At 73.1% G+C, this 26217-nt stretch carries 25 protein-coding genes; 5 read left to right on the plus strand and 20 right to left on the minus strand.

What is annotated here, in order from left to right; all coding sequences use genetic code 11:
* Positions 1-8: 8 nt before the first annotated feature.
* The 3 genes from FHU28_RS00345 to FHU28_RS00355 all read right to left on the minus strand — a co-directional run bounded on the left by FHU28_RS00345 (position 9) and on the right by FHU28_RS00355 (position 1954).
* Positions 9-776 carry a hypothetical protein gene (locus FHU28_RS00345; protein ID WP_184679765.1) on the minus strand — a complete coding sequence of 256 codons (768 nt, stop codon included), beginning with the start codon at positions 774-776 and terminating at the stop codon, positions 9-11.
* 105 nt (positions 777-881) lie between these two features.
* A complete protein-coding gene (locus FHU28_RS00350; RefSeq protein WP_184679766.1) occupies positions 882-1445 on the minus strand; it encodes a peptide deformylase in 564 nt (187 codons plus the stop codon).
* On the minus strand, positions 1442-1954 hold the full coding sequence (locus FHU28_RS00355; RefSeq protein ID WP_184679767.1) for a glycine cleavage system transcriptional repressor: 513 nt from the start codon (positions 1952-1954) through the stop codon (positions 1442-1444). The genes FHU28_RS00350 and FHU28_RS00355 overlap by 4 nt, the downstream gene beginning before the upstream one ends.
* Before the next feature lie 96 nt (positions 1955-2050).
* Between FHU28_RS00355 and FHU28_RS00360 the strand changes: the two genes are divergently transcribed.
* Complete coding sequence (locus tag FHU28_RS00360; protein WP_184679768.1) at positions 2051-2950, plus strand: HhH-GPD family protein; 900 nt, start codon at positions 2051-2053, stop codon at positions 2948-2950.
* Positions 2951-3316: 366 nt separating this feature from the next.
* On the opposite strand, the gene FHU28_RS00365 is transcribed toward FHU28_RS00360, so the two are convergent.
* The 3 genes from FHU28_RS00365 to lysS all read right to left on the minus strand — a co-directional run bounded on the left by FHU28_RS00365 (position 3317) and on the right by lysS (position 8370).
* On the minus strand, positions 3317-5854 hold the full coding sequence (locus FHU28_RS00365) for an ATP-dependent Clp protease ATP-binding subunit (protein ID WP_184679770.1): 2538 nt from the start codon (positions 5852-5854) through the stop codon (positions 3317-3319).
* A gap of 535 nt (positions 5855-6389) precedes the next feature.
* Positions 6390-6740 carry a histone-like nucleoid-structuring protein Lsr2 gene (locus FHU28_RS00370; RefSeq protein WP_198937531.1) on the minus strand — a complete coding sequence of 117 codons (351 nt, stop codon included), beginning with the start codon at positions 6738-6740 and terminating at the stop codon, positions 6390-6392.
* A gap of 121 nt (positions 6741-6861) precedes the next feature.
* A complete protein-coding gene (gene lysS, locus FHU28_RS00375; protein WP_116505300.1) occupies positions 6862-8370 on the minus strand; it encodes a lysine--tRNA ligase in 1509 nt (502 codons plus the stop codon).
* Positions 8371-8463: 93 nt separating this feature from the next.
* Here lysS and FHU28_RS00380 point away from each other — a divergent pair, with 93 nt between their 5' ends.
* Complete coding sequence (locus FHU28_RS00380; protein ID WP_184679772.1) at positions 8464-9216, plus strand: class I SAM-dependent methyltransferase; 753 nt, start codon at positions 8464-8466, stop codon at positions 9214-9216.
* A gap of 66 nt (positions 9217-9282) precedes the next feature.
* Here FHU28_RS00380 and FHU28_RS00385 read toward each other — a convergent pair whose 3' ends face one another.
* The 7 genes from FHU28_RS00385 to FHU28_RS00415 form a co-directional block, all read right to left on the minus strand.
* Positions 9283-10041 carry a type III pantothenate kinase gene (locus FHU28_RS00385; RefSeq protein ID WP_184679773.1) on the minus strand — a complete coding sequence of 253 codons (759 nt, stop codon included), beginning with the start codon at positions 10039-10041 and terminating at the stop codon, positions 9283-9285.
* Positions 10042-10050: 9 nt separating this feature from the next.
* Positions 10051-10947, minus strand: a complete 897-nt coding sequence (gene nadC / locus FHU28_RS00390) for a carboxylating nicotinate-nucleotide diphosphorylase (protein ID WP_184679774.1) — start codon at positions 10945-10947, stop codon at positions 10051-10053.
* Positions 10948-11006: 59 nt separating this feature from the next.
* The gene (locus tag FHU28_RS00395; RefSeq protein WP_184679775.1) at positions 11007-12695 is read right to left on the minus strand and encodes an L-aspartate oxidase; all 1689 of its coding nucleotides are present in this window, start codon (positions 12693-12695) and stop codon (positions 11007-11009) included.
* Between the two features lie 61 nt (positions 12696-12756).
* Entirely contained in the window at positions 12757-13650 is an 894-nt protein-coding gene (locus FHU28_RS00400; RefSeq protein ID WP_184679776.1) for a septum formation family protein, read from the minus strand.
* A 186-nt stretch (positions 13651-13836) separates the two neighbouring features.
* Positions 13837-14262: an aspartate 1-decarboxylase gene (gene panD / locus FHU28_RS00405; protein ID WP_184689041.1), complete on the minus strand. Its 426-nt coding sequence runs from the start codon at positions 14260-14262 to the stop codon at positions 13837-13839.
* 28 nt (positions 14263-14290) lie between these two features.
* Positions 14291-15133, minus strand: coding sequence for a pantoate--beta-alanine ligase (gene panC, locus FHU28_RS00410; protein ID WP_184679777.1), 843 nt, complete (start codon positions 15131-15133; stop codon positions 14291-14293).
* On the minus strand, positions 15133-16062 hold the full coding sequence (locus FHU28_RS00415) for a Rossmann-like and DUF2520 domain-containing protein (protein ID WP_184679778.1): 930 nt from the start codon (positions 16060-16062) through the stop codon (positions 15133-15135). The genes panC and FHU28_RS00415 overlap by 1 nt, the downstream gene beginning before the upstream one ends.
* A gap of 192 nt (positions 16063-16254) precedes the next feature.
* On the opposite strand from FHU28_RS00415, the gene FHU28_RS00420 reads away from it, so the two are divergent.
* The gene (locus FHU28_RS00420) at positions 16255-17337 is read left to right on the plus strand and encodes an SAM-dependent methyltransferase (RefSeq protein ID WP_184689050.1); all 1083 of its coding nucleotides are present in this window, start codon (positions 16255-16257) and stop codon (positions 17335-17337) included.
* Entirely contained in the window at positions 17334-18503 is a 1170-nt protein-coding gene (locus FHU28_RS00425) for an NADH-quinone oxidoreductase subunit D (protein ID WP_184679779.1), read from the plus strand. Before FHU28_RS00420 ends, FHU28_RS00425 begins: the two co-directional genes overlap by 4 nt.
* A gap of 28 nt (positions 18504-18531) precedes the next feature.
* On the opposite strand, the gene FHU28_RS00430 is transcribed toward FHU28_RS00425, so the two are convergent.
* The 4 genes from FHU28_RS00430 to FHU28_RS00445 form a co-directional block, all read right to left on the minus strand.
* On the minus strand, positions 18532-20277 hold the full coding sequence (locus tag FHU28_RS00430; protein ID WP_184679780.1) for a hypothetical protein: 1746 nt from the start codon (positions 20275-20277) through the stop codon (positions 18532-18534).
* Between the two features lie 133 nt (positions 20278-20410).
* Positions 20411-21415, minus strand: coding sequence for a glycine betaine ABC transporter substrate-binding protein (locus tag FHU28_RS00435; protein WP_073829218.1), 1005 nt, complete (start codon positions 21413-21415; stop codon positions 20411-20413).
* Positions 21416-21568: 153 nt separating this feature from the next.
* Complete coding sequence (locus FHU28_RS00440; RefSeq protein ID WP_184679781.1) at positions 21569-22291, minus strand: ABC transporter permease; 723 nt, start codon at positions 22289-22291, stop codon at positions 21569-21571.
* The gene (locus FHU28_RS00445) at positions 22288-22977 is read right to left on the minus strand and encodes an ABC transporter permease (protein WP_073829219.1); all 690 of its coding nucleotides are present in this window, start codon (positions 22975-22977) and stop codon (positions 22288-22290) included. Before FHU28_RS00445 ends, FHU28_RS00440 begins: the two co-directional genes overlap by 4 nt.
* A gap of 2 nt (positions 22978-22979) precedes the next feature.
* Here FHU28_RS00445 and FHU28_RS00450 point away from each other — a divergent pair, with 2 nt between their 5' ends.
* The gene (locus tag FHU28_RS00450) at positions 22980-23972 is read left to right on the plus strand and encodes an ABC transporter ATP-binding protein (protein WP_184679788.1); all 993 of its coding nucleotides are present in this window, start codon (positions 22980-22982) and stop codon (positions 23970-23972) included.
* Between the two features lie 6 nt (positions 23973-23978).
* On the opposite strand, the gene FHU28_RS00455 is transcribed toward FHU28_RS00450, so the two are convergent.
* From FHU28_RS00455 to FHU28_RS00465, 3 genes are all read right to left on the minus strand, one after another.
* A complete protein-coding gene (locus FHU28_RS00455) occupies positions 23979-24470 on the minus strand; it encodes a hypothetical protein (RefSeq protein WP_184679790.1) in 492 nt (163 codons plus the stop codon).
* Positions 24471-24553: 83 nt separating this feature from the next.
* Positions 24554-24856 carry a hypothetical protein gene (locus FHU28_RS00460; protein ID WP_116505324.1) on the minus strand — a complete coding sequence of 101 codons (303 nt, stop codon included), beginning with the start codon at positions 24854-24856 and terminating at the stop codon, positions 24554-24556.
* A 59-nt stretch (positions 24857-24915) separates the two neighbouring features.
* A complete protein-coding gene (locus FHU28_RS00465) occupies positions 24916-26148 on the minus strand; it encodes an ABC transporter permease (protein WP_184679793.1) in 1233 nt (410 codons plus the stop codon).
* Positions 26149-26217 lie beyond the last annotated feature (69 nt).

The following is a 26217-nucleotide window of genomic DNA, read 5'->3' on the forward strand; positions in this document are numbered from 1 at the left end:
CCCGCCGCTCAGCCGGTGATCGTCAGCTTCACCGGTTCGCTGATCTTGGTGCCGACGCGGGCGAACACCTGGTACGCGCCGATCGCGGCGAACTCACCGTTCGCGAGCCCGTTGGCGCACCGGTTGTCCACCCGGCCGTTCCAGCCCAGCTCGTAGGAGCGCTCGAAATTCGGCGTGAAGGACTGCACGTCCGAGCCCTTGCCGGTGCCGCACGTGTCCGAGGACCAGATCTTCTCCGCGCCCGCCTTGAGGTACAGCTCCTGAAGGTCGGCGCCGACGTCCCTGCTGCACGTACGGTTCGACACATTCTTGACCTTGAGACGCAGCGTGACCACAGTGCCCCGCTGGGCGGTGGCCGGCGCCGCGACCGGCGTCACCCGCAACTCCGAGTCGGTGCAGGTGCCGTCGTCCGAGACGGGCTGCCCGTTCGCGCCGCCGTTACCGGTGCCGCCATCGGTGTTCCCGCCACCGGTGTTGTTCCCGCCGGTGTTGTTCCCGCCGGTGTTGCCGCCACCGGTGTTCGCGCCGCCGCCGCCCACGTCGCCGGGTGTCGGCGACGGGCTCCCCGACTGCGGCGTCAACACCGAGCCGGACGGGCCCGGCTCGGCCCCGGCGGAACCGGTCGGCGACGGGTCCGTGCCCGGCGCGCCGGTGTTACGGTCCGTGCCGGTGCACGAGTAGAGCAGGACAATCAGGAAGAGCAACCCCGCGCCGAGCACGACGGCACGACGCCGCCAGTACACAGCAGGGGGCAGGGGGCCGACCGTCAGACGCATGATGCGCCTACCGTAGCCGCGCGGCGCACGGCTCGCCGGTCCGACGCGCCGGGAACCCGCCGCCGTACGGCCACCACCGTCCACACCGGATAACCGCCGCCACCGTCAGAGGTAGACCTTGCGCTGGTAGATCGCGTGCGCGCCGGCCACCCGGTCGAGGAAGAGCAGCCCCGCGCAGTGGTCGATCTCGTGCTGGAGCGCACGCGCCTCGAAACCGTCGGTCACCAACCGGACCGGTTCCCCGGTGCCCGGCAGCGCGCCCTCCACCACCAGCCGGCTGGCCCGCTTCACGTCGCCGGTCAGGTCCGGCACCGACATGCAGCCCTCCCGGCCCGCCTTCCACCGGCTCGCCTCCACCACCCGCGCGTTGCAGAGCACGAACGTGCCGTGCACGGTGACCGCCTTCGGGTGCCCGGTGACGTCCACCGCGAACACCTGCGCGCTCACCCCCACCTGCGGCGCCGCCAGGCCCACACAGCCGGGCGAGACCCGCATCGTGGCCACCAGGTCCGCGGCGAGCCGCACCACGTCGGCAGACGTCGGGTCGACCTCCGGGCCGGGTTGGCTCAGCACCGGCTCCGGCGCGGCCACCACCGGGCGTACCGCACCGGCGACACCGAGCTTCTCCGGCGTCCAGCCGCCCAGGCCCGCGTACTCCGGCCCGGTCACAGCAGGTCCGTGTCCGCCGGGCGGAGGCTGACCCCGACACCCAGCTCCGCCGCGACGCGCGTGAGCCGGCCGGCCACCTCGTCGGAGACGCCCGGCGGCAGCTCGACCTCGGCGACCACCACGTAGAGCGAACCGGTCAGCCGCGTGCTCAGGTCGGTCACGTTCCCGCCCGCGTCGGTGAGCACCCGGGTCATCGCCGCCACGATGCCCATCCGGTCGGCGCCGTGCACCGCCAGCACGTACGGCTCACCGGCGGGCGCGCTGCCGGCGTCGGGCGTGACCGTGCGTACGGTGGCCAGCAGGTGCCCGTCGGCGGCGAGCGGGGCCAGCGCGGCCTCGACGTCGGCGGCGGCCGGTCCCACGCAGATCAGGGTCATCGCGAAGTGTCCACGCAGCCGGGTCATCGTCGAGTCGGTGAGGTTCGCGCCGAGCCGGGCGAGGACCTCGGCGACGTCGGCGACGATGCCCGGCCGGTCCCGGCCGATGACGGTGATCGCGAGCTCGTTCATTCGGACATTCTGCCCCGTCGCCCATGATCGATCGCGCCCGGCCACCCGCCCCGCCCAACCTGCGGGAAAGACAGCCGTGACATGATCGGCGACGCGATGTCCGAGCCCACATTCGCCACCCAGGTCAGCAGGTGGTACGAGCGCAACGCCCGTGAACTGCCCTGGCGCGAGCCGGGTACCGGCGCCTGGGCGATCCTGGTTTCCGAGGTCATGCTCCAGCAGACCCCGGTGGTACGGGTGGTGCCCGCCTTCCAGGCGTGGCTGGCCCGCTGGCCCGAGCCGCGCGCGCTCGCCGAGGACACCCCGGCCGAGGCGATCCGCATGTGGGGGCGGCTCGGCTACCCCCGCCGGGCGGTACGCCTGCGCGAGTGCGCGGTGGCCATCGTGGAGCGGCACGGCGGCGTGGTGCCCGACCGGCTCGACCAGCTGCTGGCGCTGCCGGGCGTCGGCACGTACACGGCACGCGCGGTCGCCGCCTTCGCGTACGGGCAGCGACATCCGGTGGTGGACACGAACGTGCGGCGCGTGGTGTGCCGGGCGATCGCCGGTGAACCCGACGCCGGTCCGACGACCCGCCCCGCCGACCTGGTCGCCACCGAGGAACTGCTGCCGATCGAACCGGCCGCCGCCGCCCTGGCCAGCGCCGCGTTCATGGAACTCGGGGCGGTCGTCTGCACCGCCCGCGCCCCGCGCTGCGCGATCTGCCCGGTCGAGTCGAGTTGCGCCTGGCGGGCCTCCGGCCAGGCCGCCCCTACCGGGCCGACGCGCCGTCCGCAGCGCTACGCCGGCACCGACCGGCAGGTACGCGGACTGCTGCTCGCCGTGCTCCGCGACGCCACCGGGCCGGTGCCGCACCAGCGGCTGGACCAGGTCTGGCAGGACGACGTCCAGCGGGCCCGCGCGCTGGCCGGCCTGGTCACTGACGGACTGGTGGAACCGGTGGGCGAGGAGTCGTTCCGCCTGGCCGGTGACGGCCCCGCCGTCCCCCTCCCCTGACCGGCCCACTCCCCTCCCTCCCGCCTCCCCTCCACCCCGCCTCCCCGCCCTCGCGCCTCGCCCCGCTCCCGCACCTCGCCCCACCCTCGCCCGCCCTGTCGATCATGAAGTTAGCGGCGACAAATGGGACGCCAAGTGCGGTCAACTTCATGATCAACCAGGGCAAGGGCGGGCGGGGCGGGCCCTCCGGGGGCGGGAGGGAGGGCGGGCAGGGCGGTGGGTAGGGCTGGGCGCGCGGGCGGCGGCGGCAGGGCTGGCGGCACTCCGGGACGCGGTGGGCGGGCACGCGCGGTGGGCGGGCACGGGAAAGGCGACGGCCCCGGTGGCTTTCGCCTACCGGGGCCGTCGCCCTCGAACTGTGCGGACTTACGCGGCGTCGTCCGCGCCGGTGGCGGCGGTGCCACCGAGGTCCGCCGGGACCGCGTCCGGCACGGCGTCCGGCCGGTCCGCGCCCCGGAAGACGAGCTTGGACTTGTCGATGTTCTCCGGGTCGCCCTCGCAGTCCACGACGACGATCTGACCCGGGGTCAGCTCGTTGAACAGGATCCGTTCGGACAGGTTGTCCTCGATGTCGCGTTGGATGGTGCGGCGCAGGGGCCGTGCGCCGAGGACGGGGTCGAAGCCCTTGAGGGCGAGGTACTTCTTGGCGTTGTCGGTCAGTTCGAGGCCCATGTCCTTGTTGCGCAGCTGGGTTTCGATGCGCTGGATCATGATGTCGACGATCGACAGGATTTCCTGCTGGCGCAGCTGGTGGAAGACGATGGTGTCGTCGATGCGGTTGAGGAACTCGGGCCGGAAGTGCTGCTTGAGTTCGTCGTTGACTTTCTGCTTCATCCGGTCGTAGTTCGACTCGGAGTCCTCCGACGCCTGGAAACCCAGCGACACGGCTTTGGCGACGTCGCGGGTGCCGAGGTTGGTGGTCAGGATGATGACGGTGTTCTTGAAGTCCACGATCCGGCCCTGACCGTCGGTGAGACGGCCGTCTTCCAGGATCTGCAGGAGCGTGTTGAACACGTCCGGGTGAGCTTTTTCGATCTCGTCGAACAACACCACGGAGAACGGCCGGCGACGGACCTTCTCGGTCAGCTGCCCACCCTCGTCATACCCGACATACCCGGGCGGCGCGCCGACCAGGCGGGACACGGTGTACCGGTCGTGGAACTCCGACATGTCGAGCTGGATGAGGGCGTCCTCGCTGCCGAAGAGGAACTCGGCGAGCGCCTTGGACAGCTCGGTCTTACCGACACCGGACGGGCCGGCGAAGATGAACGAGCCGGACGGCCGCTTCGGGTCCTTCAACCCTGCGCGGGTACGGCGGATCGCCTTCGACACGGCCTTGACGGCGTCTTCCTGACCGATGACGCGCTTGTGCAGCTCGTCTTCCATACGCAGCAGCCGGGAGGTTTCCTCCTCGGTCAGCTTGTACACCGGGATGCCGGTCCAGTTACCGAGGACCTCGGCGATCTGCTCGTCATCAACCTCGGACACGACGTCGAGGTCGCCGGCCTTCCACTCCTTCTCCCGCTGCGCCTTCTGACCCAGCAGCTGCTTCTCGGTGTCGCGCAGCTGCGCGGCCCGCTCGAAGTCCTGCGCGTCGATCGCGGACTCCTTGTCCCGACGCACCTGCGCGATGCGCTCGTCGAAGTCCCGCAGGTCCGGCGGCGCGGTCATCCGACGGATCCGCATCCGCGCACCCGCCTCGTCGATCAGGTCGATCGCCTTGTCCGGCAGGAACCGATCCGAGATGTACCGATCCGCCAGCGTCGCGGCGGCGACCAGGGCGGCGTCGGTGATCGACACCCGGTGGTGCGCCTCGTAGCGGTCCCGCAGGCCCTTCAAAATCTCGATGGTGTGCGCCAGGGACGGCTCACCCACCTGGATCGGCTGGAAACGACGCTCCAGAGCGGCGTCCTTCTCCAAATGCTTGCGGTACTCATCCAGCGTGGTGGCGCCGATGGTCTGCAGCTCACCACGAGCCAGCATCGGCTTCAAAATGCTCGCCGCGTCGATCGCACCCTCGGCCGCGCCCGCGCCGACGAGGGTGTGGATCTCGTCGATGAACAAGATGATGTCGCCGCGGGTGCGGATCTCCTTGAGGACCTTCTTCAGACGCTCCTCGAAATCACCCCGATAGCGCGAACCCGCCACCAGAGCACCGAGGTCCAGGGTGTAGAGCTGCTTGTCCTTCAGCGTCTCCGGCACCTCGCCCTTGATGATCTTCTGGGACAGGCCCTCCACCACGGCGGTCTTGCCGACGCCGGGCTCACCGATCAGCACCGGGTTGTTCTTGGTGCGGCGGGACAGCACCTGCATGACCCGCTCGATCTCCTTCTCGCGCCCGATCACCGGGTCGAGCTTGCCCTCCCGGGCGGCCTGGGTCAGGTTCCGGCCGAACTGGTCCAACACCAGGCTGGTCGACGGCGCGGCCTCACCCGGCGCGGCACCCGCCGCGGCCGGCTCCTTGCCCTGATAGCCCGACAGCAGCTGGATGACCTGCTGGCGGACCCGGTTCAGGTCGGCGCCCAGCTTCACCAGGACCTGGGCGGCGACGCCCTCGCCCTCGCGGATCAGGCCCAGCAGGATGTGCTCCGTGCCGATGTAGTTGTGGCCGAGCTGCAACGCCTCGCGCAGCGACAGCTCCAGCACCTTCTTGGCCCGCGGCGTGAACGGGATGTGCCCGCTCGGCGCCTGCTGACCCTGACCGATGATCTCCTCGACCTGCTGACGCACGCCCTCCAGGGAGATGCCGAGGCTCTCCAGGGCCTTCGCCGCGACACCCTCACCCTCATGGATCAGGCCCAACAGGATGTGTTCCGTACCGATGTAGTTGTGGTTGAGCATCCGGGCCTCTTCTTGGGCCAGGACGACAACCCGTCGCGCTCGGTCGGTGAACCGCTCGAACATGCCCTCGTGCTCCTCACGTGCCGTGCGCCTTGATGGTCAGATCTCGGCGGGGCCGGTGCGCGGACGTCCGGGATGGGCGTCCGTGCCTCCTTACTCTATCGCCGCGGGCCGCCTCCGCTGAGGTCGTGTGGCCCCGCGAATGGTCGTTCCGACGTCGTTTCTGACAACCGTCCACGCTCAGGAGGTGTTCCGGGACCCCTGCCTGTACGCGCAGAGCGAAATCCGACCGGCGCCAAACGGCCGGTCAAGTGGACCCGATGCGGCGACAGTGCGCCCGCCGACGTCGTCCACAGCCTGTGGATGGAATCTCCACCGCCTGTGGACAACCGCTCCCGGCGGGGATTTCTTCCCGCCCCGCCGGCCCGGACGAGACGGGTCGAACAGGTGGGCCGGACCGGACATCCGGTACCGCAAGGGACGGCCAGGCGGAACCGTCACACCGGCCCCGGAACCGTCACAACGGCCCGGATAACGGCGACGCCGGCCCGGAGTGGCACTCCGGTCCGGCGTCGTGTCGCCCGTGGCGAGGCTGGGGTCAGTGCCCCGCCTTCGCGTGGTACTCGTCCACGATCTCCTGCGGGATACGACCCCGGTCGGAGATGTCCTTGCCGGCCTTCTTGGCCCACTCGCGGATGGCCCGGTTCTGCTCGCGGTCCGCGGTCGCGCCGCCTCGACCCCGAGCGGCCCGGCCGCCCACGACCACACCCCCGCGACCGACCTTCGTTCCGTTCGCGATGTACGGCGCGAATACGTCACGCAATTTCTCTGCGTTGGGTGCGGAGAGGTCGATCTCGTACTGCACGCCGTCGAGCGCGAACTTGACGGTCTCGTCAGCGTCCCCGCCGTCCAGGTCATCGACCAGCTTGTGAATGATCTGCTTGGCCACGTCCCACATTCCTTTCGAGCAGGGTAGTGCTCCTGCAATACTCCGAGAGCACAATAACCCGTCCGGCGCTTGTTCCGTCAATAGGACGGGGTAACGAGCCGGAGAAGCTTTGCGGGAGCGCCTACTCCGGCCGGACCAACGGGAACAGGATCGTTTCCCGAATTCCCAGCCCGGTCAGCGCCATCAGCAGGCGATCGATTCCCATTCCCATGCCACCGGAGGGCGGCATTCCATACTCCATCGCTCGGAGAAAATCCTCGTCCAGCCGCATCGCCTCGTCGTCGCCGCGCGCCGCGAGCTGCGCCTGGGCCATCAGCCGCTCCCGCTGCACGACCGGGTCGACCAGCTCGGAGTACGCAGTGCCCAGCTCGAATCCGAGCACGTACAGGTCCCACTTCTCGGCAAGGCCCGGCTCGCTGCGGTGGGCCCGGGTCAGCGGGCTGGTCTCCTCCGGGTAGTCGCGGACGAACGTGGGCGCCTGAAGCGACGGCACCACGAGTTCCTCGAACAACTCCTCGGCCAGCTTGCCCGGTCCCCACTTCGGGTCGACGGAGAGACCGACCTTGTCCGCGTACTCGACCAGGCGTGCTCTTTCGGTGCGGACGGTGACCTCCTCACCGAGCGCTTCGGAAAGAACACCGAACAGCGTCACCGAGCGCCACTCGCCACCCAGATCGAACTCGTGCCCGTCCGCGTGGGTCACCACGGTCGATCCGGCGACCGCGACCGCGGCCTGCTGTACGAGATTTCGGGTCAGCTCGGCCATCGTGTCGTAGTCGCCGTACGCCTGGTACGCCTCCAGCATCGCGAACTCCGGCGAGTGCGAAGAGTCGATGCCCTCATTACGGAAGTTGCGGTTGATCTCGAAGACGCGGTCGACGCCGCCGACCACCGCGCGCTTGAGAAATAGTTCCGGCGCGATTCGCAGATACAGATCCGTGTCGAGCGCATTGCTGTGGGTCACGAATGGGCGGGCCGCCGCACCGCCGTGCAGCAGTTGCAGCATCGGGGTCTCGACCTCGATGTAGTCCTGCCCGTGCAGGGTGTCCCGCAGGCTGCGGACGGCGGTGGCCCGGGTGCGGACCATCTGCCGGGCCTGCGGGCGAACCACCAGGTCCACGTAGCGCTGGCGGACCCGGGACTCCTCGCTCAGCGGCTTGTGCGCCACCGGCAGCGGGCGCAGCGCCTTGGCGGTGACCGCCCACTCCTCGGCGAGCACGGACAGCTCGCCGCGCCGGCTGGTGATCACCTCGCCGGTCACGCCGACATGGTCGCCGAGGTCGACCAGGCGCTTCCAGTCCGCCAGCCGCTCCGGCCCGACCCGGTCCAGCGAGAGCATCGCCTGGAGTTCGGTGCCGTCACCGTCGCGAAGCGTTGCGAAGCAGAGCTTGCCGGTGTTGCGAATGAAGATCACCCGGCCGGTGACCGAGGCCCGGTCGCCGGTGGCGGTGTCGGTGGGCAGGTCCGCGTAGCGCTCGCGCAGCCGCGCCAGCGTGGTGGTGCGCGGAAAACCCACCGGGTACGGCTCGGTGCCCTCGGCGAGCATCCGGTCCCGCTTCTCCCGGCGGACCTTCATCTGCTCGGGAAGGTCGTCGGCGGGGTCTGCTGGCAGGGCGTTCTGCTCGGTCACGGCACGCTTCCTCAGGCCTTGGGAACATCGGCGGGGTCAGCACATGAGCGTACTCAAGCGGCCTGGCGGCCGTTACGGGATAACCTGCCCGTCATGACCGACCCCACTGCGGCTCTCTCGTTCGGCGCCGCCGCGGCCGAGTACGACCGGTTCCGTCCCCGTTATCCCCAGGCCGCGCTGCGCTGGGCGCTGGACGGACTGTCCGGGGCCCGGGTGGTGGACCTCGGCGCGGGCACGGGCATCCTCACCCGGGGACTGCTGGAGCTCACCGCCGACGGGGCGGTGGCGCAGGTCGTACCCGTGGAGCCGGATCCCGGGATGCGGGCGCAACTGGCCGACGCCACGCCGGGCACGACGGCGCTCGCCGGCAGCGCCGAGGCCGTGCCGCTGCCGGACGGGCCGGCGGACGCGGTGCTGGTCGGGCAGGCCTACCACTGGTTCGACAGGGAACCGGCACACGCGGAGATCGCGCGCGTGCTGCGCGCGGGCGGCACGTTCGCGCCGGTCTGGAACATCCGGGACGAGCGGGTGGGCTGGGTCGCGGAGCTGACCCGGATCGCACACCTCGGCGACAACGCCGGCGACGTGACGCAGCGGTACGCGGACTTCGGCGCCGCCTTCACCGCGGTCGAGGTGGGCGAGTTCGCGCACGCGACCACGCTCACGCCGGACGAGGTGGTGGGCATGCTGCACACCCGCTCGTTCTGGCTGACCGCCGACGCGGACGAGCGGCGACGGGTGGACGCGGAGCTGGCGGAGCTGTTCGCCACCCACCCCGACCTGGCCGGCCGGGACGCCGTGGAGCTGCCGTACCGCACGATGGTGCTCCGTGCCAGGCGGCGTTGAAGCGCCGGTGTTAAGAAGGGGCCCCTCCTCTACCTGAGGCGTTAAAAGGGGGCCCTTCCTTACACCTCAGGTGTTGCGGTCGTAGACCATCCGCAGGCCGATCAGCGTGATCATCGGTTCGTGGTGGGTGATGGTGTGGCACTCACCGAGCACCAGCGACGCCAGGCCACCGGTGGCGATGACCGCCTTGACCCCGCCCAGTTCCTCGGACATCCGCTCGACGATCCGGTCCACCTGACCGGCAAAGCCGAAGTAGAGCCCGGCCTGAAGACACTCGACGGTGTTCTTGCCGATCACCGAGCGCGGACGGGTCGCCTCCACCTTGCGCAACTGCGCGGCGCGGGCGGCCAGCGCGTCGAAGGAGATCTCGATGCCGGGCGCGAACGCCCCGCCGAGGAACTCCCCCCGGCTGCTGATCACGTCGAAGTTGGTGGTGGTACCGAAGTCCACCACGATCGACGGCCCGCCGTAGAGCGTGTACGCGGCAAGCGTGTTCACCACGCGGTCCGCGCCCACCTCCTTCGGGTTGTCGATGGCGAGCTGGACGCCGGTACGCACGCCCGGCTCGATGATCACGCTGGGCAGGTCGGCGTAGTACCTGTCGAGCATGGTGCGCAGCGAGCGCAGCGCCGCCGGCACCGTCGAGCAGGCGGCCACCCCGGTGATCTCCACGGCGTCACCGGCGAGCAGCCCGCGGAACATCAGGCCCAGTTCGTCCGCGGTGGAGCGGGCGTCGGTCTTGATGCGCCACGAATGCACCAGCTTGTCGCCGTCGAAGGTCGCCAGCACGGTGTTCGTGTTTCCGATGTCGATGCAGAGCAGCACAGCGGCAGCCTAGACGTCGCGCAGGTCGAGGGCGATGTCCAGGATCGGCGACGAGTGGGTGAGCGCGCCGACGGAGAGGAAGTCGACGCCCGTGGCGCCGTACTCGGCGGCCATCGGCAGCGTCAGCCCGCCGGTGGCCTCCAGCTCCGCCCGGTCGCCCACCGACGCCACCACCTCGCGCAGCTGCGCCGGGGTCATGTTGTCCAGCAGCAGGAAGCGGGCGCCCGCCTCGACCGCCTCCACCGCCTCGGCCGGCGTGTCCACCTCCACCTGCACCGCGACGTCGGGGAACGCCTCCCGGACCCGGCGGAACGCGGCACCGATCCCGCCCGCGGCGACCTTGTGGTTGTCCTTGATCATGGCGACGTCGTACAGGCCCATCCGCTTGTTGGTGCCGCCACCGGCCCGGACCGCGTACTTCTCCAGCGCCCGCAGGCCCGGCGTGGTCTTGCGGGTGTCCAGCACCGTCGCCTTCGTGCCGGCCAGCTCGTCGGCCCAGGCCCGGGTGTGCGTCGCCACCCCGGACATGCGGGACAGCAGGTTCAGCGCCGTCCGCTCGCCGGTCAGCAGCAGCCGGGTCGGCCCGGTCACTGTGGCCAGCACGTCGCCGCGCGCCACCCGCTGCCCGTCGTGGGCCACGAGCTCAACCTCGACCGTACGGCCGGCGCCGGTCACGTCGGCCACCAGCTCGAACACGGCGGCGGCCACCGGCAGCCCGGCCACCACGCCGTCGGCGCGCGCCACCAGATCGGCCGTGTCCTGCTGCTCGGCCGGGATGGTGGCCACGCTCGTGACGTCGAGGAAGTCGGGCCCGAGGTCCTCGTGCAGCGCGTCGAGGATGATCCGCCGGACCCGCTCCGGGTCCAGGCCACCGTCGCGCAGCGCCTGCGCCGTCGACTCCCTCATCGGCTGTGCCTCCTTCGTTCGCGACTGCGGGGCTCGCAAGACCGGCTCACTCCTCGCGCTCACTGGATCTCCTCCCAGCGTTCGGCCACAATGCCGTCCGTGCCCACCTCGGCCACCAGGTGGCCCAGCCACCTGTCGTCGGCGGTCGGGAAGTCCTCCCGCCAGTGGCAGCCCCGCGTCTCCCGCCGGGCGTACGCGGCGGCGACCAGCGTCGACGCCACTGTGAGCAGGTTCGTCGCCTCCCAGTCGGCGGTACGCGGCACACCCTGCCCCGCGCCCAGCGCGGTGAGCGTGGCGGCGGTGGCTTCCAGCGTCTGCGCCGACCGGAGCACGCCCGCGCCCCGCGTCATCGCCCGTTGCAGTTCCGCCGTGCCGGTCGCCGGCACCAGCGCGCCGGGACCGCCCACCCAGGCGCCGGTCTCGGCGGGGCGAGCCTGCTCGGGCAGCCCGTCGGCGATGTCCTCGGCGATCCGGCGGGAGAAGACCAGTCCCTCCAGCAGGGAGTTGCTGGCCAGCCGGTTCGCGCCGTGCACGCCGGTGCAGGCGACCTCGCCGCAGGCGTACAGACCGGGAATGGAGGTGCGTCCGCGCAGGTCGGTCCGGACGCCGCCGGAGGCGTAGTGGGCGGCCGGCGCGACCGGGATCAGGTCGGTGGCCGGGTCCACGCCGATGGCCAGGCACGACGCCACGATGGTGGGGAACCGCCGGGCCAGGAAGTCGCCGCCCAGGTGCCGGGCGTCCAGGAACACGTGGTCGGCACCGCTGGCGAGCAGCACCCGGTGGATGCCCTTGGCGACCACGTCCCGGGGCGCCAGCTCGGCCAGTTCGTGCTGGCCGACCATGAACCGCTTGCCGTCGCCGTCGACCAGGTGCGCGCCCTCGCCGCGCAGCGCCTCGGAGACCAGCGGCTGCTGGGCCAGCCCGGCGCCCGGTCCGCCGGGCGGCACGATCAGCGCGGTCGGGTGGAACTGCACGAACTCCACGTCGGTGACCGCCGCGCCGGCGCGCAGCGCCAGCGCCACCCCGTCGCCGGTGGAGACCGCCGGGTTCGTGGTGGCGGCGAAGATCTGGCCCATCCCGCCGGTGGCCAGCACCACCGCGCGGCCGAGGATCGCGCCGACGCCGTCCTCGCTGCCCTCGCCGAGCACGTGCAGCGTGATGCCGCAGGCCCTGCCGAGCCCGCCCGGCCCGTCACCGGGGGCGCGCAGCAGGTCCAGCACCAGGGCGTGCTCGACCAGCCGGATCCAGGGGTCGCGGCGTACCGCGTCGTGCAGCGCCCGCTGCACCTCCGCGCCGGTGGCGTCGCCGCCCGCGTGCACGATCCGGTCGGCGCGGTGGCCGCCCTCCCGGGTCAGCATCAGCGACCCGTCCGGGTTGCGGTCGAACTCCGCCCCGATCCGCATCAGCTCGCGCAGCCGGGTCGGACCCTCGGCCACGAGCGCGCGGACCGCCGCCGGGTCGCAGAGGCCGACCCCGGCCACCTCGGTGTCGTACGCGTGCGCGTCCGGGGTGTCCGCCGGGTCCAGCACGGCGGCGATGCCGCCCTGCGCCCAGCGCGTCGAGCCCTCGTCCATGTCGACCTTGGTGACCACCGTGACGTGCAGGCCCGCCTCGCGCAGGTGCAGCGCTGCGGTCAACCCGGCCACGCCGGAGCCGACCACGATCACGTCTGTCGTCTCCACCCAGCCGGGGGCGGGCGCGGCGAGCAGCCGGGGCAGCGTCGGCAGGTCGACGGTGGGTAGGTCCATGAGCACAGTCAACCCGAAGCGAACTCGGCTCGGGCGCGGGGGGCGTGACCAGTGCGCTCCGCTACCTCGTGCGGCGTGGCAGGGCGGCCGGTCCGGCGCCCTTCAGTGAGGTGGTCACCGTACGGTCGCTGAGCCACAGGTAGCAGCGCACGCCCCGGTCGCCGATCGCCCAGCGACCGGCGGCGGGCGGGCGGACCACCACGTCGCTGCGGTAGCGCAGGAACGCGTCGGCGGGCACCCCGGCGTAGCGGGCGATCACGCCGAAGCAGCCGTCGTAGAGGGGAACCCAGTCCTCCGGCTTCTTCGGGTACGGGCGGTCCGGCGCGGCCCACACGCCGACGAACTCCGCGTCGTGCGCGACGGCGCAGTCGACAGGGGTCAGCCGCTGCACCCGGCCCGCGTCCCGCGTGGTGCGCTGGCAGCCCAGCCGCAGCGGGGAGGGCGTCTTGAGCGCGTCGCGAAGACTGCCGGTACGGGTGACCACGGTGGCCGCCGCCTCGACTGTGTTCAGCTCGGTCAGGTCGCACCGGTACCAGCGGGAGCCGGCCGTCCAGCCGACGCCGGTCGGCACCGCCACCGCCAGCCGGAGGCGTCCGGCGCGCCAGTCGTCACCCACGTATCCGCCGGCCCGCTTGTCGCAGTCGGCGAAGGCGGTACGCATCTCCGGTGAGCCGAGCGCCGGCGGGGTGGCCCGGTCGGCGGTGAACGCCCCGACGTGCACGGTCTCCACGCGGTGCGGCAGGTCGCAGCCGACCGGCGCGTACGCGGCCAGGCCGACGCTCGCTGTGAAGTCGGCGACCTGGCAGACCCCGGCCGCCGGGGTGAACGGCAGTGGGGCAGCCATCGCGGCCCACTCGTCGGTGAGGTCGCCGTCCAGTCCGCCGGCGTCGGCGCAGCCGGTCAGGGCGGCGCTCGCGACCATCGCGGCGACCAGGAAGCTCATCGCACGGCGCATCGCGGCCTCCCCCAGCCGACGACCGTCGATCCCCGACGGTCCGCCCAGGGTAGCCGAAAATGACCTTCCGGTGACAGACCGCGTTCCCTGCCCGCCCGCCCCGTCGATCTTGCACTAACCGCCCCGACAAACCGCCCCGACGGGGTGACGGGAGGGCCGCAACTGCAAGATCAACGGCGAGACGGGTCAGCGGGCGGCGGCCAGGGGGTTGGGGACGGGGGTGCCCGCGGTGCCGGGGGCGGCCGTGGTCGGGTCCGCCGAGAGGTCGACGACCTTGTTGTCGGCGTTTACGTGGACCACTCGGGGGCGGTACGTGCGGGCCTCGGCATCGTCCATCTGCCCGTAGGAGATCAGGATGACCAGGTCACCGGGGTGCACCAGGTGCGCGGCAGCGCCGTTGATGCCGATCACGCCGCTGCCCCGCCGCCCCGGGATCACATACGTCTCCAGCCGCGCGCCGTTCGTGATGTCCACGATCGCCACCTGCTCGCCGGGGAGCAGGTCCGCCGCGTCGAGCAGATCCTCGTCCACGGTCACCGAGCCGACGTAGTGCAGGTCGGCCTGGGTCACGGTGGCGCGGTGGATCTTCGACTTGAGCATGGTCCGGAACATCGGGGTGCCTTTCCGCATTCGTGGTGGGTCAGGGACGCGGCGCGAGATGGACGGCCGTGTTGTCGATCAGGCGGGTGGCGCCGACCCAGGCCGCGATCAGTAGCCGGGCCGGACCGGTGACCGGGCCGGGCTCCAGCTCGGTGTCGGTGAGCACCAGGTAGTCGAGGCGGGCGTCCGGAGTGCCGAAGGCCCGGTGGGCGGCGGCGAGCACCGCGCCCGCGTCCTCGCCCCGCTCCGCCGCCGCCGCGCCGGCACGCAGCGCGACGGACAGGCTCAGCGCGGCCTCCCGCTCCGCCGCCGAGAGGTAACGGTTGCGGCTGGACAGGGCCAGGCCGTCCGGTTCCCGTACGGTCGGCACGCCGACGATCTCGGTCGGCACGTCGAGGTCGCGGACCATCCGGCGGACCAGGGTGAGCTGCTGGTAGTCCTTCTCACCGAAGAAGGCCAGGTCGGGCTGCGTGAGCTGGAGCAGCTTCATGACCACTGTGAGCACGCCGTGGAAGAAGCCGGGACGGCTCAGGCCCTCCAGGTCCTCGCCGAGCGGCCCCGGGTTCAGCCGTACCGCCGGCTGCCCCTCCGGGTACATCTCGGTCACCGACGGCGCGAACACCACGTCCACCCCCACCCGGCGGCAGATCTCCAGGTCCGTGTCGAGCGTGCGCGGGTAACGGTCGAAGTCCTCGTTCGGGCCGAACTGCAGCGGGTTCACGAAGATCGTCACGACGACGTGGTCGGCCCGCTCGCGCGCGGCCCGCAGCAGCATCTCGTGACCGGCGTGCAGCGCGCCCATGGTCATCACCACGCCGACCGTGCCGGCCATCGCCTCACGGGCCGCCGCCAGTTCCTTGCGCGTGTGCAGCACCTCGGCCATCAGGCCGCCACCTCGATTCCGTCCAGCACGTCCCGTAGCGCCGCCGCGTCCGCCGGGCGGAGGCGGCCGACCGCGACGGCGCGGTCGGCCGTCCGTCGTGCCAACGCCAGATACGCGGGTACGGATTCCGGCGCGGTCCGCGCCAGCCGGTCCAGATGCCGGCGTACGGTGCCCGCGTCGCCCCGGGACACCGGCCCGGTCAGCGCGTCGTCGCCCAGCCGCAACGCGTTCTCCAAGGCGGCCCGCAGCAGCGGGGCGAGCACCTTCTCCGGCCGCTCCACCCCGGCGTCACGCAGCCGGTCGGACGCCTCGTTGACGAGCGTCACCAGGTGGTTAGCGCCGTGCGCGAGCGCCGCGTGGTAGAGCGGCCGGTCGTTCTCACCTACCCACTCCGGTACGCCGCCCAGGTCGGCCACCAGCCGGGCCGCGAACGCGCGCAGCTCGGCCGGGGCGGTCACCCCGTACGAGATGCCGGGCAGGCGGGACAGGTCGTCCGGCGTACCGGTGAAGGTCATCGCCGGGTGCAGCGCGAGCGGCCGGGCGCCGGCCTCGGCGGCCGGGGTGAGCACCGCGAGCCCGTGCGCGCCGGAGGTGTGCGCCACCACCTGGCCGGGGCGCAGCGCGCCGCTCGCGGCCAGGTCGGCGACCACGCCCGCCAGCGCGTCGTCCGGAACGGCGACGATCAGCAGGTCGGTGGCGGCACGCGCCACGTCGGACGCGGCGCGGCGCGGGGTCTCGGGCAGCAGCAGCGCGAGCCGGGCCCGGGTCGCGCCCGAGGCGCCGGACGCGGCGACCACGCGGTGACCGGCGGCGGCGAGGGCCGCGCCCAGCGTGGCGCCGACCCGGCCGGCGCCGAGCACGCCGACGGCGAGGGTACGCGGGAAGACGAGCGGGCCGGCGGTGGCCCGGTGGCGCAGCGGTGCGCTCATGGCAGCGATCCAGTCCTCGAAGGGGGTACCGGTCGATGGCAAGTATGCGCCCGGGTGACAGACCGGAAACAAGAAGGTGTGAAAACCTTCACCGGCCGCCCGAAGGGGCCACTGCGGTGGCGGGCAAACCGCCCTTTCGGGTACGTCCCGTAGGGTCGGCGGGTGACCACCCCGCTGCGCTGGCGCGACGCGATGGAGCAGGCGCTGTACGGGCCGGAGGGGTTCTTCGTCTCCGGCGCCGGTCCCGCCGCGCACTTCCGCACCAGCGTGCACGCCTCACCCGTCTTCGCCGCCTGCGTGCTGCGGCAGCTCGAAGCGGTGGACGTGGCGCTGGGGCACCCGGACCGGCTCGACGTGGTGGACGTGGGCGCGGGCCGGGGCGAACTGCTCCAGGTGCTGCTCGTGCAGGCCGCGCCGGACCTGGCCGCCCGGCTCCACCCGGTCGCCGTGGAACGGGCCGCCCGCCCGAGCGGCCTGCCACCGGAGATCGACTGGCGGGCGGACATCCCCGACGGGATCACCGGCCTGCTGCTGGCCACCGAATGGCTGGACAACGTCCCCGTGGACGTGGCAGTCCCCACCCCGGCGGGCTGGCGCCTCCTCCTGGTGGACCCCGCAACCGGCCAGGAGACAGTGGGCCCGGCCCCTTCCCTCACCGACGCCACCTGGCTGACCCACTGGTGGCCCTTGCCCCCGGCCCTGCCGCCCACCCCCGCCCTTGCCCCGGTGATCAAGGAGTTTGCGTCGGCCGAGGGCCCGGATCGGGACACGAACTCCTTGATCACGGAGGCGGAGGACGGGTTCGTGGGCGGCGTGCGGGGGGAGATCGGGTCGGAGCGGGATTCGGCGTGGGCTGAGGCGGTGGGAAGGATCCGGCGAGGGCTGGCGCTCGCCGTGGATTACGGGCATCTGCGTGACTCGCGTCCTCTTGGCGGGACGCTTGCCGGGTACCGGGACGGGCGACAGGTGCCGCCGGTGCCGGACGGGTCGTGCGACGTGACGGCGCACGTCGCCATGGACTCGGTCGCCTCCGCCGGTGAACGGGTCGCGCGGTGCGCGTACTCCCTGGTCTCGCAGCGGGAGGCGCTGCGGGCGCTCGGGGCCGAGGGCGGGCGACCGCCGCTGAGCCTGGCCTCCCGCGACGCGGCCGGCTACCTGCGGGCGCTCGCCGCGGCGTCGGCGGCGGCCGAGCTGACCGATCCGGCCGGGCTCGGCGGGCACCTGTGGCTGCGGCAGCCGGTCGGCGTCGCGCTCGACGCGGTCGTGGCACGATGACGGGCATGACCACGGACGCCGCCGACCTCCGCGAGCTCACAGTCGGCACCGGCGCGGGCGGTGAGCAGCTCGGCACCGACATGGTGCTCAACATCGGGCCGCAGCACCCGTCGACGCACGGCGTGCTGCGGCTGCGCCTGGTGCTCGACGGGGAGCGGGTGGTCGCCGCCGAACCGATCGTCGGCTACATGCACCGGGGGGCGGAGAAGCTCTTCGAGGTACGCGACTACCGGCAGATCATCGTGCTGGCGAACCGGCACGACTGGCTGTCGGCGTTCTCCAACGAGCTGGGCGTGGTGCTCGCCGTCGAGCGGTTGATGGGCATGGAGGTGCCGGAGCGGGCCACCTGGCTGCGGATGGCGCTGGCCGAGCTGAACCGGGTGCTCAACCACCTGATGTTCCTCGGCTCGTACCCGCTGGAGATCGGCGCGATCACGCCGATGTTCTACGCGTTCCGCGAGCGGGAGACCATCCAGGCGGTGATGGAGGAGGTCTCCGGCGGCCGGATCCACTACATGTTCAACCGGGTCGGCGGCCTGAAGGAGGAGGTGCCGTCCGGCTGGACCGGGCGCGCCCGCGCCGCGATCGCCGAGGTGCGCCGCCGGATGCCGGACCTGGACAACCTGATCCGGCGCAACGACATCTTCCTGGCCCGTACCGTCGGGGTCGGTGTGCTGTCCGCCGCCGACGCCGCCGCGTTCGGCGCGTCCGGGCCGGTCGCCCGGGCCTCCGGGCTCGACCTCGACCTGCGCCGCGACGAGCCCTACCTGGCCTACGACCAGCTCGACGTGCCGGTGGTGACGAAGACCGCCGGGGACTGTCACGCCCGCTTCGAGGTGCTGCTCGACCAGGTGTACGTCTCGCTCGACCTCGCCGAGCAGTGCCTGGACCGGGTGGACCGGATCAGTGGCCCGGTGAACACGCGGCTGCCGAAGGTGCTGAAGGCGCCCGAGGGGCACACGTACGCCTGGACCGAGAACCCGCTCGGCATCAACGGCTACTACCTGGTCTCGCGGGGCGAGAAGACGCCGTGGCGGATGAAGCTGCGCACCGCCTCGTACGCGAACGTGCAGGCGCTGTCGTCGCTGCTGCCCGGCTGCCTGGTGCCCGACCTGATCGCCATCCTCGGCTCGATGTTCTTCGTGGTCGGCGACATCGACAAGTGACAGCCGTCCCGGTACGGGCGGCCGGCGCTCAGCGCCAGCGGTCGGCGGTGTCCCGCTGCGGCCGGCCGCGCTCCGGGCCGCGCCACTCCGGCTCCGGCTGACGCCACTCCGGCTCGGCCGGACGCCACTGGGACTCGCCCTGGCGCCACTCCGGCTCGGGTTGACGCCAGTCCGGCTCGGGCTCGCGGCGCTCCGGTTCGGGCTGACGCCACTCCGGGGGCGGCTGGCGCCACTCCGGCTGGCCGCTGCGCTGGGTCGGTGGCCGCCACTCGTCCGGCACCGGCACCCCGCCCGCCGGCAACGCCGGGTGGCTCTCCCCCGGCCGGCGGCCGTCACCCGGCCCGCTCGCGTCCGCCCTGCCGCCGCGCACCGACGCCCACCGGTCCTCGACCCGGTACTCCGTGCCTGCGCTGTCGGCATGCACCGCGGACCGCCGCTCCCCGAGGCGGATCTCCCGGCCCACCCCGTCGTCGCGGACCGCCGCCCAGCGGTTACCCGCACGCAGCTCGGACCAGTGGTCGCCGTCCGCCGGGTCCCGGCCGGCCGGCGCGTCCAGGGCCCCGGGTGCGGCCGGTTCACTGTGCCGCGCGGCCGGTGACCAGGCCGGAGCGTCGGTCGCGCCGCCCGGCGCCCAGCCGGCCCGGTCGTCGCCCGACCACTGTCGCTGCTCCTCCGCCGCAGCCCGGCCCTGGTCGTTCGACAAACGGCCGCCAGCGGACCAGCCCTGCTCCCCGCCGACACCCGCCCACGGATGCTCGGCGCCCGCACGTCCGGCGTCGGTCCACGGGTGCCCGTCGCGCGGCCGCGAGCCGTCGTCCCGCGAATCCCCGTCCCGGCGGCCGTACCCGGAGCGCTCGCCGCCGGCCGGGGCGCCCCAGCCGCTCTCGTCCGTGCCGGTCCACCCGGCGTCGACCCGGTCCTCACGGCCCCGCTCGCGATGCGCCGCGCCCCGGTGATCGGCCGGGTCGCCGCCCCGGGAGCGGTCCTCGTCCGACCAGCCGCCGGGGAATCCGCCGTACCGGGCCCCGGTCGGCTCGGCGCCACCGCCGACGATGGTGTGCCGGGTGGTGACGTGCACGGTCTCGGTGTGGTGGACCACGCCCACCGGGCGGGACTCCGGCCGGGCGGCCGGCTCGGACACGCGCGCTGACCCGTACACGCCGCTCGCCGGCCGGTCCGGCGGGCGTACCGCCGCCCGCGCCGGCTCGGCGTCGTGGCGGCCCGGCCGTCGCGGTTCGCCGTCGTGCTCGCCTCCGTAACGGCCACCGGAGTACGCCGGGCGCGCCGGTTCGTCCTCGTCACGGCCGGCCGGGTGGCCCCGATCCGCCTCGTACGCCCCGGCGGCCGGCACGCGGGCCGCGCCGCTCGGGCGCTCCTGGGCGGGAGCGGAGGCCAGTCCGGCGGCGGCCGCGTCGAGCCGTTGCCGCACCGCCCCGGCGACCTCCTCCGCCCGGCGCGCCTGGTCCAGCGCCTGGTTGCCGCGTTGAGCGGCGGCCACGATCTCGGCCCGCAGCTCCCGCCGGAGCTGCTCCAGCTCCTCGCGCAACTCCTCGGACACCGTGCCACCCGAACCGCCCTCCGGCCGCAGCGCGACGGAGAGACCGATCAGCACGACGGCCATGATCGCCAGGACGGCGCTGAGGCGAAGCGAGCCGTTGCCGTCGGCGACCAGCAGGATGAGCGCCGCCAGCGGCGCGAGCCCCACACCGGCCCAGAACAGGACGGTCAGCGCAGTGGGGTTGCGCTTGTCGGCGGGAGCGACCGAGGCGGGCATGGCTGAGCACAGTACCGAGAGTTCCACCTGAGGGGAACGGGTCGGCGTGACTCGATGTGCGGGCCTGCTGAGCAGGCAACCGCTCGGGGTGCGCCACCGGCCGGCGCGCGTGGCGCCGGCCGGTGGCGGCGCGTCAGCTCGTGGCCAGCGCGGCGTCGGAGGAGAAGACCAGGCCGACGCTCGCGGCGCCGGTCTTCAGCGCGTTCTTGGTCTGCGGGCCGCCCGCGTCCAGCGAGCTGAACGAGCCCGCCTTGAAGTCGTAGACCTCGACCAGACCGGCCTGGCACTTCGGGCGCTGGGGGCACTCCGGCGGCCCGGCGAGCACGGTGGCCTGCCCGGAGCACTTCGCGGCCAGCTCGGAGAGCGTGGACACGCCGTACTTGTCGGCGAACGCCTTGGTCACCGCGAACGCGTTCTGGTCCTGCGCCTGGGACGGCTGGCCGAAGACCAGGCCGGCCTTGTCCCCCTCGGTCTTCAGCGCCGCGACCGTCTTGTCCAGCTCCGGGGAGGAGACGGGCTGCGCGTCCTTGCCGTTGGCCTTGGTGTTGAGGAACTCCGCCATGGTGGCGGCGTACTCCGGCACGACCTGGATCTGGCCCTTTTCCAGGGCCGGCCCGTAGAGCTCGCGGTTGCCGATGGTCTGCACCTTGACCTGGTAGCCGGCCGCCTCCAACGCGATCTTGTAGAGCTCGGCGATGGTCTGGCTCTCGCTGAAGTTGCCGGCGCCGACGGTGATCTGGCCGCCCGGCCCCTTCGCGATCCCGTCGGTCACGCCGTTGGCGGACGCGAACTCCTTCGCCGCCGCCTGCGGCGTCTTGCGGTCGACGTCGACCGCCCGGTTGAGCTGGATCAGCTTGGGGGTGTCGAGCTTCGCGGAGACGTTGTCCAGCGCGGCGACGAGCTGCGGGGTGGCCGCCTTCGCGTTGATCGCCGGGATGACGTTGTCGGTGTTCTGGAGCTTCTTGTCGTCGGTCAGGACGACAAGTTGGTCGCCCGCCACCGGAGCACAGCCGGCCCCCGAGGCGCCCTGCTCGGGCGCGTCGGTGCCGGACGATCCGGCGTCACCGCAGCCGGTGAGGAGAGCGGCCGCGGTGAGTGCGCCGAGCGCCCCGGCGGCCAGTCTTGTACGCGCGCGCATGAGTGCCCGCCTTCCGTGTCCCGGCGCGACCCGATCGGGCCGGCCGCGTGTCCGACGGGCGAACCGGACGGCCACCCGCGACTCCAGCCAATATCTTCCAGAGGCGACCGACAAACCCGGAGCGGTTTTCGTCACCCGATCGTCACCGGCGGCTCAACTCCCGGTCGTGGCCGCCGTCGCGCGACGGTTCGCCAGACGGCGGGCCGGGCGCAGCGGGCGCGGCGTGACCAGCCGCTCCACGACCGCGAGCAGGCCCTCGACCAGGAGCGCCAGCCCGGCCACCAGCACCCCGCCGGCGATGATCTGGCCGCCGCCGGCGGCGATGTCGAGCCCGAAGCCGGCCCGGATGATCTGGCCCAGCCCGCCGCCGTTGACGAACGACGCGAGCGCGGCGGTGGCCACCACCTGCACCGCCGCGGTGCGGAACCCGGCCGCCAGATAGGGCACGGCCAGCGGCAGCTCCACCCGGCGCAGCACCTGCCCGCCGGACAACCCCATCCCGCGCGCGGCGTCCCGCGCCTCCGGGTCGGCCTGCCGCACCCCGGTGTACGCGTTCGCCAGCAGCGGCGGCACCGCGAAGACCGCGAGCGCCACCACCACCGCCGGCCGGCCGAAGCCGAGGAAGGTCAGCGGGAGGATGGTCAGCAGGGCCAGGGTCGGGATCGCCAGCGTGACGTTGGAGACCAGCAGCACCAGTCCGCCGCCCCGGCCGCTGTGCCCGAGCCAGAGACCGATCGGCCAGGCCACCAGGCATCCGAGCAGCACCGCCAGGGCGGACATGCTCAGGTGCTCGCCGAGACGGTCCAGCACGCCGCCGGGATTGGTCCAGTTCAGCGGGTCGTTCAGCCAGAGGACCGCCTGCTCGACGGGGCTCACCGGGCGGACCTCCCACGCAGCCACGGGGTCAGCAGGCGGCCCGCGCCGGCCAGCACCAGGTCCAGCACCAGCGCCAGCAGCACGCACAGCACCGTGCCGGTCATGATCTGCGCCTTGTAGAAGTTGTTCTGGAAGCCGGCGAAGATGAGCTGGCCGAGCCCGCCCCGGCCGACCACCACACCGACCGTGACCAGCGCGACTGTCGACACCGTCGCCAGCCGTACGCCGGTGAGGATGCCGGGTAGCGCCAGCGGCAGCTCGATCCGGAACAGCCGCCCCCACCGGCCGTACCCCATGCCCTCGGCGGCCTCCCGCACCTCCGGCGGCACCTGGTTCAGCCCGGCCAGCGCGTTGCGCACGATGACCAGCAGCGCGTACAGCGCCACCACTGTGAGCACGGTGATCGCGCCGATGCCCAGGTAGGGCGCGAGGAAGGCGAACAGCGCCAGCGACGGGACGGTGTAGAGCACCCCGGTCACCGCCAGGATGGAGGCCGACAGCGACCGGAACCAGTACGCCAGCACGGCGAGCGGCAACGCCACCAGCGCGGCGATCACCACGGCCCGTGCGGTCAGCCAGGTGTGCTCCCGCAGCGCGGCGAGGATCGTGTCAGAGTTGTCCCGCACGTACTGCCAGGAGAACCACGGATTACCCGGGTCGGCCCGGTAGCTCAGGTGGAGGAACACACGTGGACGGTACCCCGGGGAGCACCGCCGGAGGCGGCGCGGCGTCGATCACCCTGGAGCGCATCCGCAAGCGCTACCCGGACGGCACCGAGGCGGTACGCGAGCTGAGCCTGCAGGTCGGCGCCGGTGAGCTGGTGGTCCTGATCGGCCCGTCCGGCTGCGGCAAGTCGACGGTGCTGCGGATGATCAACCGGCTGATCGAGCCCACCGGCGGGCGGATCCTGCTCGGCGACGACGACGTCACACGGGTCGACCCGGTGGCGCTGCGCCGCCGCATCGGGTACGTCATCCAGAACGTCGGCCTCTTCCCGCACCAGACCGTCTCGGCGAACGTGGCGACCGTGCCGGGGCTGCTGGGCTGGCCGAAGCAGCGCACCCGCGCCCGGGTCGGCGAGCTGCTGGAACTGGTCGGCCTCGACCCGGCCCAGTTCGGCCGGCGGTACCCGCACGAACTCTCCGGCGGCCAGCGGCAGCGGGTCGGCGTGGCCCGGGCGCTCGCCGCCGACCCGGTGGTGCTGCTGATGGACGAGCCGTTCTCGGCAGTGGACCCGATCGTCCGTACCCGCCTGCAGGAGGAGTTCCTGCGGTTGCAGGCCGAGGTACGCAAGACCATCGTGCTCGTCACGCACGACCTCGACGAGGCGGTCCGGCTGGGCGACCGGATCGCGGTGCTCTCCGAGGGCGGCCGGCTGGAGCAGTACGACACGCCCGCCGCGCTGCTCGGCTCGCCCGCCTCGGACCTCGTCCGCGAGTTCGTCGGCGCCGACCGGGGCATCCGGCGGCTCGCCGTCACCCCGGTGACCCGCGCGGTGCTCGACCCGCTCCCGGCCGACGAGGGCGCCGGTCTGCCCACTGTGGCGCTCGGCGACTCCGCGTACGACGCGCTCGGCGCGCTGCTCACCTCCGGCGCGGAGCACGCGGTGGTGACCGAGGAGGGACGGGCGGTGGGCCTGCTCGCCCGCACCCGGGTGCTGACCCTGGGCGCGGTGGACTGAGCGGGGTCAGGCGCGGCCGCCCAGGCTGGCCAGCCCGACGATCCAGCCCGCGAAGAAGCCGTACGTGACGCCGGTGCTGGCGGACTGGAACGCGGCGAACAGCGAGCCGTGCGGGCCGAGGAGGGTGGCGAGCAGGGCGCTGAGCCCGGCGGCGAGCACGTACGCGCCCCAGCCGGAGAGGAACTGGCTGCCCGAGGACGCCACCCGGTCGACCTGCGGGCCGGGCAGCAGGTAGAGCAGCGCCACGGCCAGCACGATCAGCAGGATCGCGCGCAGGTTGGTGGCGAACACGCCCTCGTCGGCGTGCCACCGCCAGGACGGCCAGGCGAGCAGCCGCAGGAACCAGCCGCCGGCTCCGGTCGGGTCGGTGGCGCGCTGCGCCCAGTCCACGTACATCGGACTGCCGCCGACGGCGACCAGCAGGAACGCGGCGAGGGCGCCGGTGCCGGCGGCCGTGCCGTACCGGGAGACGGCGCGGGGGCGGTTGCTCAGAGCCATGCGGCGGTCAGTTCCCGGCCGGTCGCGCCGGGCAAACCTGCGCAACCGTCCGGCCGGCGCCGGCCGGCGGGCCGTCATCGACGTCAGTGCTTCATCAGGTAGTCGATGAAGGCGGCGCGCAGCAGCGGCGCGGACTCCTCGTAGCCGTGCCCGGTCAGCTCGCGCCAGAGCGCGTTCGCCTCGTCGATGGTCGGGCCGATCGAGTTCGGCGCGCCGTCCAGCGCGGCGGCCTCGTCCGCGTTGGGCAGGTGCCGCAGGACCGACCAGAAGAAGCCCACGTCGCGACGCTCGCGGGCCAGGTTGAACGCCTGCTCGCGCAACTCCTCGGTGGAGAGCTTGTCGAGCTCGTCGAAGGTGCGGCCGCCGGGGGCAGGAGTCTCGGTCATGCCGCCGAGCCTAACCGGCGAGATCAGCTCCGGCGCGCCGGACGCACGGCCCCGTCGGGTCAGCGCTCGTCCGCGTCCCAGCGCCGGGGCTCGCTCTCCCAGCGCGGAGCCTCCCACGCCTCCACCGGGGTGTCGTTCTGGCGTACCGGCAGCACCGACGGCCAGGTGTCGGCCGGCTCGGGCGCCGGGGTCATCCCCCAGCCACCGCTTGTCGCGCCATCGCGCAGCGGGCGGGCGGGACCCTGCGCCACGGCCGCCGGCGGCGCCGGGCGGGGCCGGCCGAACGTCTCCACCAGCCGGGTGACGAGCAGCCCGGCGCCGAGCGTGGCGCCGCCCAGCGCCCACCGGCCGATCGACCAGCCCTGCGGCACGGTCCAGGCCAGGAACATCACCACCAGGCAGACCGCGAGCATGGTGCCGAAGATGCCGCCGCGGCGCCCGTACGCGCTGGTGCCACCGAGCATCACCGTGCCGACCGCCAGCACGGTCCAGTCCAGGCCGGTGCCGGGCGCGACAGCGCCGTCCCCGTTCGCGGCGATCAGCACCCCGCCGAGCGTCGCCAGCACCGTGGACCCGACGAGCGCCAGCGCGGTCACCGTGGCGGCCACCGCGCCGCGGCGGCGGGCCGGGTCGGCGACCGGCCGGAACCGGCCGATCAGCCGGCGCACCGGCATCATCGCGGCGAACAGCCCACCGAGGACGGCCACCGCGGCGAAGCCGACGAAGAGGTAAAGCGCGTTGCGGCGGGGGTCGTAGTCACTCTGAACCGCGACCGGCACGCTCCGGCGCTCCAGGTAGACGATCACGCCGGCCGCCCCGGCCAGGCTCGCCGCCCAGCCGGGCACGTGCAGCACCACCACGGCCAGGGCGAGCGCCAGCCCGGCCGCCGCCGCGATCGCGAGCGCCGGCAGCAGCGCCTCCCGCATGCCCCGGTCGCCCTGCTCGGCGAAGTGCAACGCGGCGGCCAGCGCGACCGGGCCGACCGCCAGGTTCACCGCGCCGGCCCGCATGCTCAGGCCGGCGGCCAGGGCGAGCAGGCCGAGCGCGGCCACGTCGACGAGCAGCGTCTTCAGGGAGCCGCCGCGCAGCGCGTCCGCGTCCTCCCGCCAGAGCAGCCAGGTCACCGCCACCAGCGCGGCGAGCAGCACGAACTCCCAGAGCACGTGCACCGCGATGCGGTCCCGGCCGGGTTCGCCGTGCGCCGGGTCGTCGAAGACGTGCTCCAGTACGGCGGCGGGCACGCCGGACGATGTCTCCGGCGGCGTTGTCCGACCCGCATCGTCGTACGCCATAGACCCGCGCCTCCCAGGTGGCCGCGTCCGGCCCACGGGCGGGCGGACCGTGGCGGCCGTCGCTCTCCG

It is taken from the genome of Micromonospora echinospora, from assembly GCF_014203425.1.
Lineage (GTDB): Bacteria > Actinomycetota > Actinomycetes > Mycobacteriales > Micromonosporaceae > Micromonospora > Micromonospora echinospora_A.

What these genes read in the sequence shown, in the direction of transcription:
- FHU28_RS00430 (WP_184679780.1), bottom strand. Translation starts at nt 20,277, where the DNA reads ATGCCCGCCTCGGTCGCTCCCGCCGACAAGCGCAACCCCACTGCGCTG.
- FHU28_RS00425 (WP_184679779.1), top strand. Translation starts at nt 17,334, where the DNA reads ATGACGGGCATGACCACGGACGCCGCCGACCTCCGCGAGCTCACAGTC.
- FHU28_RS00395 (WP_184679775.1), bottom strand. Translation starts at nt 12,695, where the DNA reads ATGGACCTACCCACCGTCGACCTGCCGACGCTGCCCCGGCTGCTCGCC.
- FHU28_RS00460 (WP_116505324.1), bottom strand. Translation starts at nt 24,856, where the DNA reads ATGACCGAGACTCCTGCCCCCGGCGGCCGCACCTTCGACGAGCTCGAC.
- nadC (WP_184679774.1), bottom strand. Translation starts at nt 10,947, where the DNA reads ATGAGGGAGTCGACGGCGCAGGCGCTGCGCGACGGTGGCCTGGACCCG.
- panC (WP_184679777.1), bottom strand. Translation starts at nt 15,133, where the DNA reads ATGGCCGAGGTGCTGCACACGCGCAAGGAACTGGCGGCGGCCCGTGAG.
- FHU28_RS00465 (WP_184679793.1), bottom strand. Translation starts at nt 26,148, where the DNA reads ATGGCGTACGACGATGCGGGTCGGACAACGCCGCCGGAGACATCGTCC.
- FHU28_RS00365 (WP_184679770.1), bottom strand. Translation starts at nt 5,854, where the DNA reads ATGTTCGAGCGGTTCACCGACCGAGCGCGACGGGTTGTCGTCCTGGCC.
- FHU28_RS00360 (WP_184679768.1), top strand. Translation starts at nt 2,051, where the DNA reads ATGTCCGAGCCCACATTCGCCACCCAGGTCAGCAGGTGGTACGAGCGC.
- FHU28_RS00380 (WP_184679772.1), top strand. Translation starts at nt 8,464, where the DNA reads ATGACCGACCCCACTGCGGCTCTCTCGTTCGGCGCCGCCGCGGCCGAG.
- FHU28_RS00435 (WP_073829218.1), bottom strand. Translation starts at nt 21,415, where the DNA reads ATGCGCGCGCGTACAAGACTGGCCGCCGGGGCGCTCGGCGCACTCACC.
- FHU28_RS00415 (WP_184679778.1), bottom strand. Translation starts at nt 16,062, where the DNA reads ATGAGCGCACCGCTGCGCCACCGGGCCACCGCCGGCCCGCTCGTCTTC.
- FHU28_RS00420 (WP_184689050.1), top strand. Translation starts at nt 16,255, where the DNA reads ATGGAGCAGGCGCTGTACGGGCCGGAGGGGTTCTTCGTCTCCGGCGCC.
- FHU28_RS00345 (WP_184679765.1), bottom strand. Translation starts at nt 776, where the DNA reads ATGCGTCTGACGGTCGGCCCCCTGCCCCCTGCTGTGTACTGGCGGCGT.
- FHU28_RS00355 (WP_184679767.1), bottom strand. Translation starts at nt 1,954, where the DNA reads ATGAACGAGCTCGCGATCACCGTCATCGGCCGGGACCGGCCGGGCATC.
- FHU28_RS00400 (WP_184679776.1), bottom strand. Translation starts at nt 13,650, where the DNA reads ATGCGCCGTGCGATGAGCTTCCTGGTCGCCGCGATGGTCGCGAGCGCC.
- panD (WP_184689041.1), bottom strand. Translation starts at nt 14,262, where the DNA reads ATGTTCCGGACCATGCTCAAGTCGAAGATCCACCGCGCCACCGTGACC.
- FHU28_RS00455 (WP_184679790.1), bottom strand. Translation starts at nt 24,470, where the DNA reads ATGGCTCTGAGCAACCGCCCCCGCGCCGTCTCCCGGTACGGCACGGCC.